The sequence below is a fragment of the Luteolibacter luteus genome (assembly GCF_012913485.1).
GTDB lineage: Bacteria > Verrucomicrobiota > Verrucomicrobiia > Verrucomicrobiales > Akkermansiaceae > Haloferula > Haloferula lutea.
The window spans coordinates 3,694,316-3,708,389 of sequence record NZ_CP051774.1; the positions used below are offsets into that span (position 1 = coordinate 3,694,316).

Below are 14,074 nucleotides of genomic sequence, written 5' to 3' on the forward strand. Positions count from 1 at the left end.
TTTCCGGGGGCTGGAGAGGCCCCCGGGATCACCGGACGCCCTACCTGTTCCGCCTGTTAAAACAGGAAAAATAACAGGCGGAAATTGCCGGGGAGTATCAGGCGGGCGATCGGAACATTCTTTGGCTGCTGCGTGTTCATCGGGGTTCGAGGGGTAATTCGACGCCACGGTGGCAGAGGCGAGATAGGGAATGAAGCGGCGCCAGAGGTCCCCGGCGTTTTGCTGTGGTTAGGAATGGAGCGGCGGCAGATTGTTGCCAGCGGGGTGGAGTGCAGGAGGGGCTGTCTCACGAAATTTCCTGTCACGGATTCGCGTGGTCGGAGAATACGGGATGAATCATGGAAGCATCCGACCGCCAGCTGCTGGACCGGTACCTCGCCGGGAACGACGAGGCGGCCTTTCGTCTCCTGGTCGAGCGCTACCTGAGCCTGGTCCATGCCGTTGCCCGCCGGGTGACGCGCAGTGAGGATTTGGCGCGGGATGTCTCCCAGAGCGTTTTCGTGCGGTTGGCCTCCCACGCTGCCTTGATCCCTGCCGGGCTGAGTCTAACCGCGTGGCTGCACCGGACCACGCAATCGCTCGCGGCCAGTCTGGTCCGCGGGGAGGAACGCCGGAAGAAACGCGAACGGCTGGTGGCCACCACTGAGATGAATGCGAACGACGACCCTCCACGCTCGCAGGAGTGGGATGCCCTGGCACCGGTGATCGACCGCTTGGTGGATGCGCTCCCAAGCGCTGATCGCGAACTCGTCCTCGCCCGCTTCTACCGGGGTGAAGCGCACGCCGTGATCGCCGCCAGATTGGGCCTGAGCGAGGTGCTCGCCCGCAAGCGCAGTTCGCGCGCGCTGGAGAAACTCCGGTCCATGCTGGGGAAGCGGGGGATCACCACGACTTCCTCGGCGCTGGCCACGCTGCTTCCTGCGCATGCGTCGTCTGCTTCCGCCCCGGCGGCTTTGAAGGGACTTATCTTGCAGGCGGCCCAAGGCGTCACTCCGCTGGTTCCCACAGGCTTCCAAGCCGTAATTCTCGTCATGAATGCCACCCAGAAATCCCTGATCATCGCCGCTGCTGCGGTCTTTATCGCGTCGCTGGGATATGCGGCACGGCCTGTTGGAGCGGCTCCGCCCCCAGCCGTCATTTCCTCCGGAACCAAGCTTTCCGGAGAGCAAGCGTCCTTGCCCGCGAGCGCCCGCACGCCGCGGAACCAGCCATCTCTCCCTGCCACCGCGGAGGGGCGCCGGGCGCGCCTTGATGCGATCCTCTCCATTGAGAACGCCCTGACCAAGCGGCGGGAAATGCTGGACTTCGCCTCGCAGCTTCAGCCGGAGCACTTCAAGGATCTCCACGCCGCGTTCGATGAATACTATCAACGGCTCTACTCCTCGCCAGGGGCGGGGACGGTGAACCTCGGCCCGGAGCATAAGATCCTGGCCACTGCCTGGTCTCGCAAGGATCCCGAGAGCGTGCTAGCCGTCCTGAAATCGGACTACCATACCGTGCTGGGATTCGCCTTGGGAGCCACCCATCCCAGAGAAGCATTGGAATGGGCGAAGGAGGCGAGCCCCTACTATCGGGGAAGTCTTCTGAGCGGGGTAGGAAGCGTCGATCTCCCCGCTGCGGTCACCGCAATGTTGGAGGGTGTTCCGGAGGAACAGCGGTCGGGGAGTCTCCACTGGATATGCAGCCGCATGAGCGATCAGCCTGACATCGTGGCAAGGATCGTAGGGATAGCCGAGCCTGGTGCGGAGCGCTCCGCATTGGTCCGCGCCTTGGTAGAGAACGAAGGAAGATCGGTTCCAAATGCCCCCATCGTATGGGAAGTCCTCAAGTCCGAGCCTGAGGTCCTGCAACAGACCAATATCGAGCGGTTTTTCCTCAATCTGGGCCTCATGGTGCCTGAGACCGCCAGCGAAGCTCTTCAAGAGATGGAGCCGGGACCGGTCCGGTCGAAGGCGTTCAAAGGTGTTGTCACCGCGCTAGCCTCGCAGCGGAGCGCGCGAGCCGCCTTTGAACTGCTGGACCGTTATCCGGAGGAGTCCGGGGACAAGCTGGTTTCCGAGCTGGTGAGCTACGACATGAGCAGAAATCCCAGCGGCGAGACCATCGCCTATCTGGCGAGAATCCAGAACCCGGAGATGAGGGAAAGCGAGCAGCTCCGCCAGCTCCAGCAGTGGCGGGCCAAGAATCCGGATGCCGTGCAGGCTTGGCTCGAAGCCAATCCCGAGGCGGTAACTGAGAAGGTTCGCGCTGCCATGCATTCACCTGTGGAGCAGCCGTCCGCACCCATCGACTTCCGCCCCGTCGAGACGCCATGAAAGCCTCCTCCACCCGTTTGCTGACCGCAGTTCTTGTCGTAGCGCTTCTCGCCGGATCCGGGGTTTGCGTAGCGCTCCGGCATTCGGCGGACGAACGCCGCGACGAAGAGAGCCGGGCTTTAGCCGCCAGTCTCTCTCCTGGCAGCCAAGGCAAAGTGACGGAACGTGGCGCGGCTGAATCAGGTCCTGCTCCGACACGCATCGGAGATCGTGCTGCCTTTCAGCAGCGGCTCTCCAGTCTCCTGATTACTGGCGACCCAATCGCACGGACCCAGGATTTGCTGGGGATGATCGACGGTCTGAATCCGGCTGATTTCCCCGCCTTCTACGAAGAGATGAAGAAGATCTGCAAGAATGGTGGCGACCCGACGTACGGCGATCCGATGTTGCTCCTGGTCCTCGCCGCTTGGGCGGAGGTAGATCCCGAGACGGCCCTTCAGGAGGAACTCAAGGAGAAGCTCTTCCGGGACAGTACCGCGCTGAAGGTCTGGGTAGAACGAGATCCCACAAGAGCGCTTGCCTGGCTCAAGGAGAATGGAAAGTCCGCAGCACTGGTTGGCCAAGCACTGCGGATTCTGGTCAGTCACGATCCGGAGACAGCCTTGGCTTGGGCAATGCGCCATGACGCCGGCGACAGGGACCATGGCGCACTCGGCATCGTGTTGAAGGGAATGCTGCCCAAGCGTTTGAAGGAAGTGATCCGGGAGTTTTCGCAGCTACCGGTCGAAACGCGACAGAGCGTGATCGTTCCCTTGGGAGCTGAGATCGGCAGACTCAGTGCGGAAGAGCAGCGTGAGTGGCTGGAATCTTTTTCTCCGGGAGAGGCAAGGGACGAAGCGGTGGCCGCGATGGTTTCCGGAATGAAGACGCTGGATGAACGCCTGAAACTGCTGGCTGACTATCCCGGCGCGCTGAACCGGCCGGGAGCCGGCCAAATCTACGAGCAGTGGATGGCGCAGAACTATGAAGCGGCATTGGAAAGCCTCGGGAAGCTTCCCAAGGGCGCTAACAAGAACGCCGCCGTCGCGGCTTCGGTCGACGGGCTCATCTATAAAGGCCAGCCCCGGCAGGCCTTGGAGGTGATGAACCGCAATCCCGAGTCGGTCGACAAATGGCTCTTGTTACAGTGGATGGAGGTTGCCACCAACAATCAGAAGGAGTGGGACTTGGCCCTTTCGACAATTGAAAGAGTGGGAAATCAAGAGTCGCGTGAGTTCCTCTACCGCGAAACCCTGGACCGGTGGCTGACCTACAATCGCAAGGCCGCCCGCGATTGGATCGATTCGCACGGCGAGCTGCCGGAATCGGTGAGGGCGGAGCTTGAGCACCGCTAGGGCAGGAGAGGTCGGATCAGCCCTTCAAGGTTTCCGCAGGATTTTCACCAAAGAGTACCCGGTAGTTCGCGGCGAAGCGGCTGAGATGCGTGACGCCGTGAGCGTAGGCGACGTTGATGACCGTGTCTCTGGAGGCATCCGCGCGCAGCAGGGCACGGCGGATGGCATTCAGGCGAAGGGCTTCCAAGTAATCGCGGGGACTTTGGTCGAAGACCGACCGGAAAGCATACTCCAGCTCCCGGCGGCTCACGCCGAGGGCGAGGCAGAGGTCCGGGATCTGTACCGCTTCGGCCATGTGCTCCTGCAGCCATGTCGTGGCGCGACGGACCAAGCGGGCGCGGTTGCGCAGGGAATCGCGGGGCGGCTTTGCCCGGCTGGCGAGTTCGCAAGCGGTGGTGAAGGCCTCGCTCACGAAGCCGGAGGTTTGGTCTATCGTTGTGGGGTCGCTTCCTTCGGTGAGCAATCGGTGACTCTGGCGCAACTGGTGCCCGAGAGATGTCAGCACGGCTTCCGGGAGATGGCAGACCATCAGTTGCTGCGGCGCTCGTTCCCTAATTCCCGCGATCTGGAGGCAGCGGCTCCAGGCGGAGGGAGGGATGGCGAAGGTTAGCCAAGCGAAGTCCGCGGTCGTGCGTCCTTCCAGTTCCGCGCCGGGTGGCAAAAGGCTGATGCTGCCTGGTGGTGCTGCTTGGCCGTTCCAGGTTGCTTCTCCTGGTCCCCGCGCCAGGCACAAAGAGGCCCAACCTCCATTCAGTACGCCGCGCACGCGGGTCTTCACGTTCGCCTCGCCGAAATCGAGCGCCCAGCCGGCGCTTTGGAATTGCTCCACCCTGGAGACGCGCTCCTGCCGTTTCTGGAAATCCACCCGCAGATCGATGCCCGATGCCGCATCGGCAAATTCATCCGGCTCCGTGATCACCCGGCTTGAGCGACGGTAAAGGGGAGGGGCAGTGACGGGGGGGGCCACGCCTGAATTGTGCGCAAAACGGATAGAATGGAAAGCCAGCGTTTTGACAGGATTCGTCCTCTCATTTCTTCCCCTTATGAATTCTCGTTTTTTGCCCAGGCACAGCTTGGTCGCGTGTTTCCTGGTTATTCTTTGTGCCGCCCTTTGCATCACGGTTTCGGCTGCTGCCGAACGTCCGCCGCACATTCTCTACATCGTCGCCGATGATCTCGGCTGGAAGGATGTCGGCTTCCACGGCTCGACGGAAATCAAGACGCCGAACCTGGACAAGCTTGCCGCGGAGGGTGCGCGTTTGGAGCGCTTCTACGTGCAGCCGATGTGTACGCCCACCCGCGCCGCGCTGATGACCGGCCGGTACCCTTGTCGCTACGGTCTGCAGACGGTCGTGATTCCCAGCAAGGGAACCTACGGTTTGGCCACGGATGAATACACACTACCGCAGGTGCTCAAGGGCGCGGATTACCGCACCACCATGATCGGCAAGTGGCACCTCGGCCACGCCGACCGAAAATATTGGCCGCGCCAGCGTGGCTTCGATTACCACTACGGTGCGGTCCTCGGGGAAATCGACTATTTTACCCACTCCGCCCATGGCGTGCTGGACTGGCAGCGCGACAACCAGCCGGTGGAAGAGGAGGGCTACGTGACCCAATTGCTGGGTGCGGATGCCGTCAAACTCATCGACGCTCATGATTCCTCGAAGCCGCTTTTTCTCTACTTGGCTTTCACCGCGGCGCACGCGCCTTACCAGGCACCACCGGAATACCTCGAACGCTACAAGTCGATCGGCGATGAATCCCGCCGCGCCTATGCAGGGCAGATCACCTGTATGGACGACGAGATCGGGAAAGTCCTCGCGGAGTTGGAGAAGAAGGGCATGCGGAAAGACACGCTGATCGTCTTCCACGGCGACAATGGCGGCACCCGCGATGCCTCGATGACCGGGGAGAGCAAGGTGAAGTCGGTGCCTTGTGATAATGGTCCGCTCAAGGGCGGCAAGGGTCAGCTTTATGAAGGAGGGACCCGTGTGCCTGCCTTCGCGAACTGGCCTGGCCACGTGAAATCGGGCGAGGTGAATGAAGTGATCCACATCGTGGACATGCTGCCGACGCTTGCGAGGCTTGCTGACGCATCCACGGCGAAGTGCAAGCCGCTCGATGGCATCGATGCGTGGCCTGTCATCGCCGAGGGCAAGCCCTCTGCCCGGGAAGAGATGCTCTACAATGTCGAGCCTTTCCGCGGTGCGATCCGCCAAGGTCAGTGGAAGCTGGTGTGGCGAAACCTGCTACCTTCCTCCTTGGAACTCTTCGACCTTTCCAAAGATCCAAACGAGACGACCAACCTCGCAGCCGAGAATCCTGAAAAGGTGAAGGCACTCCAGGCGCGCCTCGAAAAGCTGGCCTCGGAATCCGCCAAGCCGCTCTTCATGGAGACCGCCATGCAGTCCGTCTTCAGCGGCATCTTTGGTCCCGCGCCGATCCCCACAGAGGAAAATACGGCCACCGCGGAACCCTGATTCCTTCTCCTTGGTGAGGCAAATTCGGAAGAGGGGACGGATGACGCGCGAAGCGCCGGGCGCGATTCCGGGGGAGGTGTCCGCCCCTTGGCTTGGTCTCCGTTCACTCCGTTCCCTCTTCCTTGCGACAGCCTTCCCTTCGGGACCCCTTGCATGAGTGCTACATTGCTTGATGCCTTTGGCGGCATCGTAACCATTGAGCTGACCGGCCAGCTAGTGCCGGATGAGCTGGCATCGATCCATCAGGAAATGGGGACGCATCTCCGCAACTGGAGCGGGGGCAAGCTCCTGATCCTCGCGGAAAGGTTCACCGGCTGGAGTGACGACGATGCCTGGAGTGATGTCTCATTCCAAACGGACCACGATCACTTGATCCAAGGCATGGCCTTGGTCGCGGACGTCCGCTGGGAGCAGTTCGCGCTGCTCTTTACCGCGAAGGGCCTGCGGCCCTTTCCCATCGAATACTTCGCCACTGGCGACGAGGTCTCCGCCCGTGCCTGGTTGAAATCCTGACAAGCCTCCATCGACCCCAATGCCTTCCATGAAAAGTTCCCTGCTGCGCCTCGCCAGCATCTCCATCCTTTCGCCCGTCCTTCACGCCGCCACCATTTCGGACGACTGGGAATTCACCACCGCCCTCTATGCTCCCTTGATGGGCTTGGAAGGCGATGTCGGTGTCGCCGGTCTCGCCCCGGCGAAGGTGGACATGTCCTTCAGCGATATCCTCGATGACCTTGATGCCGGCCTGAGCGGCAGCTTTGAAGCGAGGAAAGGCCCTTGGTCGATCACCGCGGATGCCATCTGGCTGAAGATGTCCGCTTCGCAGCAAGGGCCCGCAAGTTCTTACATCCGGCTCAGCCAGGATCAGGTCACGGCCTCGCTCTCGGCCGCCTACGAGATCTATGGTAGTGAAAGCAGCTCCCTCGACCTTGCCGCGGGCGTCATGCTGAACAGCATTGATGCAGATCTGGATCTCTTCACGCCGCGCTTGCCGGTTCAGGCGCGTTCCGGATCGGGTTCGCAGGAGTGGTTGGATCCTTTTCTCGCGTTGCGTTTCCGTCAGGAGATTGGTGCTTGCTGGACCTTCTTCGCGAATGGTGCCTATGGCGGATTCGAGGTGTCCTCCGACGAATACTGGCAGGCCGTGGTCGGGCTTGGCTACCGGCTTTCGGAGAGCACCACGCTGGCCCTTGCCTATCGCGTCATCTCGGTGGACTACCACCAGGGCGGCTTCGTCTATGATACCGAAACCAGCGGTCCGAACATCGGCTTGATCATTCGTTTCTAAGCCCAAAAGAAAACAGCTGCCGGAATCCCGGCAGCCGCTCCTTACAATCGTCGTTCGACGGGGACCTCAGTCCGCCATCAGCGGCGCGTGGATCTTCTTCAGATCCTCCGCGGAGATCTTCATGACCTTCCGGTCATAGGTCATCAGACCATTGATCTCCTCTTCCACGTCGGTGGTCTGGGTGTAGACGCCGCCCGCCACGCCCTTCGCCTTCAGCTCGGCGAGGATGCGGATCGATTTCTCATAGCGCTCGCGGTATTCCTCGATGCTCTTCGGCAGGCCGCCGTAGCCCCAGTTTTCCTTTGAGACATTCCAGAGGTGATCCTTCACCGGCCAGCCGTGGCCGCCGAATTCGCCCACCACTTTCACGAAATCCTTGTAGCGTGGATCTTCTGTCGGATAGCCCGGGTCGGGATAGTGGTGAAGGTCTGCCACATGGCCCACCGGCCAGAAATTGCCACCGCTGGCAATGTTCACGGTGCGGGTCGGATCGCGCTTCACGGTCCACTCGCCGACTTCCATCGTGCGATGCTGGCCCCATGCTTCGTTGAAGGGAGTCCACACCACGATGCTCGGGAAATTGCCGAGATGCGTGATCATCTGGTCCAGCTCGCTGAGCCACTGCTTGTGATCCGCATCGGACCACTGGGCATCCTTCGGATTCAGGTCGAATTTGGTCCACGGCGGGCTCGCGCCACCGCTCACCTGATCCTGCCAGACGAGCATGCCGATCTTGTCGCAGTGGTAGTAGTAGCGGCTAGGCTCCACCTTGATGTGCTTGCGGATCATGTTGAAGCCCGCGTCCTTGAGCCACTGGATTTCGAAGGCCATCGCGGTATCGGATGGCGGGGCAAGCACGCCGTCCGGCCACCAGCCTTGGTCCAAGGGACCCCAGTGGAAGATCGGCTTGTCGTTCAGCATGAAGCGCAGGTTGCCGTCCTTGTCGCGCTCCTGGCCGACCTTGCGGATGCCGGTGTAGGAAGTGACCTCATCGGCCCCGATGCTTACCTTGATCTGATAGAGATGCGGGCTGGCGGGTGACCACAGCTTGGCATCCGGCACTTTCAGCACCAGCGGGCTGCCCTTGGCCTCGGCCACCACCTTGCCGTCATCCAGTGCCTGGGCCTTGAGGTCCACGTCGGAATAATCGTTGCCCTTGAGCGTCGGCTTGATGGTGATTTCGCCGGTCTTGATGTCGGTGGTGATCGCCAACGCTTCGATGCGTTGCTCGGGGACTTCCTCCAGCCAGACGGTCTGCCAGATGCCGGAGTTCCGCGTGTAGAAGATGCCGCCCGGATTCAGCACTTGCTTGCCGCGCAGCTGGGAGCCGCCGGTGGAGTCCTCCACGCGGACGGTGATCACGTTGCCGCTATCCTTCAGCGTGTCGGTGATATCATAGCTGAATGGCAGGTTGCCGCCGATGTGCGTGCCAAGCTCCTGCTCGTTGCACCACACCGTGGTCTTGTAGTCCACTGCTTCGAAGCGGATGAAGACCCGCTTGCCCTCGCTGGCCTTCGCTTCGATGGGGCGGCGATACCACAGCGCCTCATAGGGTTGCAGCATGCGCTGCACGCCGGAGAGTTTCGATTCGATGGGGAAGGGGACGAGGATCTTACCCAGCCAGTTTGCAGGCGTCTTCGCGTCCAGCGTGGTGATCGTGTAATCCCACTTGCCGTTGAGATTCGTCCACTCCTTGCGCTGGAGCTGCGGGCGGGGGTACTCGCGCCACGCGTTCTGCTCGGTCACCTTTTCACCCCATGGGGTGATCAAGGCGGAGCGCACCGCGCCATCGCTTCCGATCAGCGTGCGGACGTCCGGCAGGGAATTCGCATTGATCACATGCACGTCGATATATTGGCCGCCCACGCCCTGATGGCAATGCACCGAAAGCAGGTTCGATCCGGCTTTGAGCGCGGAACTCTGCGCTGGATCGAGCGGGACGATCTCGTAGTTGGTCGAGTAGTTCGCGAAACGGCGGACTTCCTTTCCGTTCAGGTAGACCTCCGCGTCGTCATCGTGGTGGATGAAAAGCGCGGGCTTGGCCGGCACTTCCTTCAGCTCGAATTCGCGGCGCAGCCAGATGTCGTCGCTCGTCCACTCGGTGTTCACCACGCCACCGGGTGCGCGCTTCTGGCCTTCCTTGCCGCCGAAGCCACCGGGACCGGATTTCCAGGCGGAGTCGTCAAAGCCGGGGGCTTCCCAGCCGTCGGCCGGCTTGTCGGTGGTGTATTTCCAGACGGCGGGCTGCTGGCCTTTGGCCAGACAGGGCAGCAGGGCTGCCGCCACCGCCAGTGAAGGCGCGAGCCATCGGAGTCGTATGGGGTTCTTCATAAAAGGGTTCAAAAGTTGCTAGGTGATACGGGTTTTACAGGTCAATCTTCCAGAAAATGCGGAATCCTCAATCGCTTGCGGCAAAAGGGCCGACTTGCAAGCCGGAAGCACCTTTCCCGGGCTGCCTTGTGTCCCCGATATGGGTACGCCGCCCTCTGAAAGGGCATTCCGGGCGGGGGCGTTCCGATCATAACGTTCCATGAAGACCCCGTCCGCCTTGTTTTCCCTCCTGCTCCTGACCCAGCCGCACGCGCTTTCCGCCGATGGGCCGGTCCCTCCGGACTACCGCTTCAAGGTGGAGTCCCTGCTCGAAGGCATGCCGCAGCCGATGCAGATGCAATTCGCGCCGGATGGCCGCCTTTTCTTCAATGAGATCGCGGGGGTGGTGAAGATCTTCGACCCGAAGGACCGCTCCGTGAAGGAAGTGGGCAAGCTGGAGGTGACGAACGCGATGGAGAACGGCCTGCTGGGCATGGCTCTGGATCCCGGCTTTGCGGAGAATCACTGGATTTACCTGCTGCACTCCGCGCCTGACTTCGATGGCCAGACGCTCAGCCGCTTCGAGGTGAAGGACGACAAGCTCGACAAGGATAGCCGCAAGGACCTCTTGAAAATCCCGGAGCAGCGGAAGGAGTGCTGCCACCATGCCGGGGCCTTGCGCTTCGGCCCGGACGGAATGCTCTACATTTCGACCGGCGATAATACGAATCCCTTCCAGTCCGACGGTTTCTCGCCGCTCGACGAGCGTGACGGTCGCAATCCGTGGGACGCCCAGAAGTCCGCGGGAAATACCAATGACCTGCGGGGCAAGATCCTCCGCATCCGTCCGAAGGCCGATGGCAGCTATGAGATTCCGGAGGGTAACCTTTTCCGGAAAGGCACGCCGGACACGCGCCCGGAGATCTACGCGATGGGCTTTCGTAATCCGTGGCGCTTCAGCATCGATCCCGCGGATGGAGCGCTTTATGTCGGCGACGTGGGTCCGGATTCCGGCGAGACCCGGGAGGACCGCGGACCAAACGGTTTCGACACGCTGAACCGCATCACCAAGCCGGGGAACTACGGTTGGCCCTATTCGCGCGGCAAGGAGCTATACAACGATTTCGATTTCACCGCGAACAAGGCGGGCAAGGCCTTCGACATGAAAGGGCCGACCAATGACAGCCCGAACAACACCGGCATGAAGAAGCTGCCAGCGGTCCAGTCGCCTCTGGTCTGGTATCCCGGACGCCCCACGCCGGACTTCCCGCTGATCGGTGGCGGCGGCCGCACCGCCTGCGGAGGTCCTGCCTTCCATTACGATCCGAAGTTCCGGCAAAGCGGCGGTTTCCCGGAGTACTATGACCGTAGTATCATTTTCTACGATTGGCAGCGTCCTTTCATTGTCTGGCTGCGCATGGACGCGAGGGGCAACCTTGAGAAGATGGAGCCCTTCACCAACGCGGTGCGGCTCGCCCAGGGTGCGGATGACGACAGCGGCCGCTTCCAGATCAAGCGCCCGGTGGACATGTGCTTCGGGAAGGATGGCGCTCTCTACGTGATGGACTACGGCGAGACCTGGGGCGCGAACAAGGATGCCCGCCTGGTCCGTATCTCATTCCAATGGGGAAACCTGGCTCCGGTCGCGAAGATCGAGGCGAACAACACGCGCGGTCCGGAGCCTCTGGCGGTCTCCCTTTCCGCGGAAGGCTCAAAAGACTATGAAGGCGATACCTTGGCCTACGAATGGCGCTTGCAGCCTGGGGACAAGGTGATCGGGAAAGCGAAAGAGGCGAAGGTGACGCTCTCCACGGCAGGGAATTACACCGCCGAGCTCACCGTGAAGGACACGAAGGGTGGTACGGCGAAATCAAGCGTGAACCTGGTCGTGGGGAATCACGCGCCGGAAGTCCACATCGTGGCTCCTGCCGATGGCACCTTCGTGACACCCGGTCAGAAGCTCCGTTACGAGATCGAGGTCAAGGATGTGGAGGATGGCAGCAGCAAGGACAAGCCGGATGAGATCGGTTACCGGACCTTGGTCAATGCCTCTTGGGAAGCGGGGGACGATGCGAGCGGCGTGGAAAGCGGGCTTGCGCTGATGAAGCAGAATGACTGCTTCAATTGTCACTCCGTGGACCAGAAGCTGGTGGGACCACCGCTGTTGGACATCGCAAACCGCTATCGTGGCAAGTCGGAGGCGATTGCTCCCGCTGCCGAGCGGGTCCTCAAGGGGTCGTCCGGAGTCTGGGGAGAGGTCGGCATGTTGCCTCACCCGCAGATCAATCCCGACGAGGCGAACCTGATGGTGCGCTGGATCTTCTCCTTGGAGCCGGGCAAGGCCGCTCCGGCGGTGAACCGCGGTCTCACGGGCGAACTCACCGTTCCGAACGAACGCAGATTGAGAGGCGGCCAGCTTGAGGCCTCCTATACTGATGCCGGAAAGGGCACGGTCGGCTCGCTTGGCAGCAGCGCCAGCATCCGGCTCCTGCCGCGGCTTCTCCAGGCGGAGAGCGGCAAGGTCCAAGGAGCAAAAGTCCTGAGCGGCTCGGGAGCGCAGGGGCAATTCATCGGCTCCATCGATCACGGGCATCGCCTCGATCTGGGGAAATTGCAGCTGGACGACAGCGTGAGCCTGACCGCCCGCGTTTCCAGCGGTGGTCAGGGCGGGGTGATCGAGTTCCGCGACGGTTCGGCCTCCGGTCGCTTGGTCGCGAAGCTGGAAGTGAAGTCAACCGGTGCCTGGGACAAGTGGGAGGAAGTCACTGCGCCCTTGGAGGTTAAAGGGCCTGTGGATCTCGTCGCGGTCTTCGTGAATCCCGGGAAAGGCGGCATCATGAATCTCGACTGGGTACGCTTTAACGAGAAGTAAACCGGACGGGACGGCGCGGGCTGGAGGATTTGACCTTTTCCCTCCCGCCCGCTTTCTTGGAGGCAGCCCATGAGATCCCTCGCGCTCTTGCCCCTGTCCTTCACGGCGGTCGCCCTCGCGGAGCCGAAGCTCGACTTCGCCTACGGCATCCTGGCGGAGCAGCGGGGTGACCAAGCGGCTGCCGCGGCAGCGATCGAAAAAGCCCGCGTGGCGGATCCCTCGGCCTTCCCGCTGGTCGCCCGTGTCGCCGGATACAAGCAGCGGCAGGGAGACATCGAGGGCGCATCCACCTTGTACCGGGAATTTGCGAAGGGGCACCCGGAGCGGCTGGATGCGCAGCTGGACTATGCCGACTTTCTGCGGAGTTCTACCCCGGACGATGACTTCGCGACCAAGATGGCGAGGGACACCCTGGAAGCGGCGCGGAAGCAGTTTCCCGATAATCTCGCCATCGAGCGCCGGCTGTTCCGGATCTACGAAGGGCTAGAACAGCGGGATCGCTCCAGAGCGATCTTCGAGGCCCTTGCGAGACCCCATGCCACCCCGAGCGACACCCTTGCCGCGCTGGAGATGGCCCGGACGCTTTTCTCGAAGGATGATGAGAGTGCGCGCGCCCAGCTCGATGAGATGCTGAAAGCTGCCTGCCAGCAGAGTCCGAAGAATGCGGTTCTGGCCCGCGCGGCGAGCGAGCATTTCCGGACCACCGGGCGTGTGGCGGAAGCCGCGGAGATCCTCGCCGGACATGTGGCGGCGGCTCCTTCCTCGCTTGAGCTGCGGACCCGGCTCGGCATCCTCCAGCTCGCCGCGGAGAAACCGGCGGAGGGCGAAAAGACCCTGCTCGCCGTGCTTGAAATCGATCCTCGTCAAGCACTTGCCCATCAGACGCTTGCCAAGCTCTACCGGAAGCAAGGGCGCATCCCGGAAGCACTCCCGCACGCGTCCGAAGCGCTCAAGATCCGGGGTGGCGATCCCTCCGAGTTCCTGCAGTTGGCCGACGAATTCCTGGCAGCGGACCAGCCGCGGGAAGCCCGCCTGCTGCTGGAGAAGGCAGTTTTCTTCAACCAATCCGACGCCTCTTTGGCCGTGAAGCTTGCGGTCGCGTCGCGTCGCGATCCCGAAACGCGGGAACGGGCGTCGCTCCTTTTCCGGCAGGCGGAGAATCTCTCCGGGCAAGATGGCCCGGCGGGCGATCCCGTCTTCCTCCAAGAGTTTTCCGAGATCCTCCTGCAGGACGGCCAGACGAAGGCTGCGGAAGAGCGCCTGCGTGCCGCGATCCGTGCTTTCCCGGCCGAGCAGCGGAAGGAAACCGCGGCTGCCATGCGGCGCCTCGCAGGCATCTGGCAGAAGGAAAATCGGAACGCGGAAGCGGCTAACTCATTGCTGCAGCGGGCGGATTCTCTTGATCCTCGTTAGAAGTTAAGGGGTTGCAGGTTGCGGGGACTCGGGGTATAGAGCGCCGCCAGCCAGTCCCC

The 14,074-nt window shown here is 62.0% G+C and carries 9 protein-coding genes; 7 read left to right on the forward strand and 2 right to left on the reverse strand.

What is annotated here, in order from left to right; translation table 11 throughout:
* Window positions 1–338: 338 nt before the first annotated feature.
* The gene (locus HHL09_RS15285) at window positions 339–2,315 is read left to right on the forward strand and encodes a sigma-70 family RNA polymerase sigma factor (RefSeq protein ID WP_169455491.1); all 1,977 of its coding nucleotides are present in this window, start codon (window positions 339–341) and stop codon (window positions 2,313–2,315) included.
* Window positions 2,312–3,649 (forward strand): hypothetical protein, encoded by a 1,338-nt coding sequence (locus HHL09_RS15290; RefSeq protein ID WP_169455492.1) that lies wholly within the window; start codon window positions 2,312–2,314, stop codon window positions 3,647–3,649. Before HHL09_RS15285 ends, HHL09_RS15290 begins: the two co-directional genes overlap by 4 nt.
* Before the next feature lie 16 nt (window positions 3,650–3,665).
* On the opposite strand, the gene HHL09_RS15295 is transcribed toward HHL09_RS15290, so the two are convergent.
* Window positions 3,666–4,616 carry a helix-turn-helix domain-containing protein gene (locus HHL09_RS15295; protein ID WP_169455493.1) on the reverse strand — a complete coding sequence of 317 codons (951 nt, stop codon included), beginning with the start codon at window positions 4,614–4,616 and terminating at the stop codon, window positions 3,666–3,668.
* A 76-nt stretch (window positions 4,617–4,692) separates the two neighbouring features.
* Here HHL09_RS15295 and HHL09_RS15300 point away from each other — a divergent pair, with 76 nt between their 5' ends.
* From HHL09_RS15300 to HHL09_RS15310, 3 genes are all read left to right on the forward strand, one after another.
* On the forward strand, window positions 4,693–6,132 hold the full coding sequence (locus HHL09_RS15300) for an arylsulfatase B (protein ID WP_169455494.1): 1,440 nt from the start codon (window positions 4,693–4,695) through the stop codon (window positions 6,130–6,132).
* A gap of 153 nt (window positions 6,133–6,285) precedes the next feature.
* Window positions 6,286–6,645: a SpoIIAA family protein gene (locus HHL09_RS15305; RefSeq protein WP_169455495.1), complete on the forward strand. Its 360-nt coding sequence runs from the start codon at window positions 6,286–6,288 to the stop codon at window positions 6,643–6,645.
* Window positions 6,646–6,673: 28 nt separating this feature from the next.
* A complete protein-coding gene (locus HHL09_RS15310; protein ID WP_169455496.1) occupies window positions 6,674–7,420 on the forward strand; it encodes a hypothetical protein in 747 nt (248 codons plus the stop codon).
* A 66-nt stretch (window positions 7,421–7,486) separates the two neighbouring features.
* Here HHL09_RS15310 and HHL09_RS15315 read toward each other — a convergent pair whose 3' ends face one another.
* A complete protein-coding gene (locus HHL09_RS15315) occupies window positions 7,487–9,751 on the reverse strand; it encodes a glycoside hydrolase family 2 protein (RefSeq protein WP_169455497.1) in 2,265 nt (754 codons plus the stop codon).
* Window positions 9,752–9,950: 199 nt separating this feature from the next.
* Here HHL09_RS15315 and HHL09_RS15320 point away from each other — a divergent pair, with 199 nt between their 5' ends.
* Together HHL09_RS15320 and HHL09_RS15325 are read left to right on the forward strand one after the other, a co-directional pair.
* Window positions 9,951–12,602 (forward strand): PQQ-dependent sugar dehydrogenase, encoded by a 2,652-nt coding sequence (locus HHL09_RS15320; protein WP_169455498.1) that lies wholly within the window; start codon window positions 9,951–9,953, stop codon window positions 12,600–12,602.
* Window positions 12,603–12,671: 69 nt separating this feature from the next.
* A complete protein-coding gene (locus tag HHL09_RS15325; protein ID WP_169455499.1) occupies window positions 12,672–14,015 on the forward strand; it encodes a tetratricopeptide repeat protein in 1,344 nt (447 codons plus the stop codon).
* The last annotated feature ends 59 nt before the right edge of the window (window positions 14,016–14,074 follow it).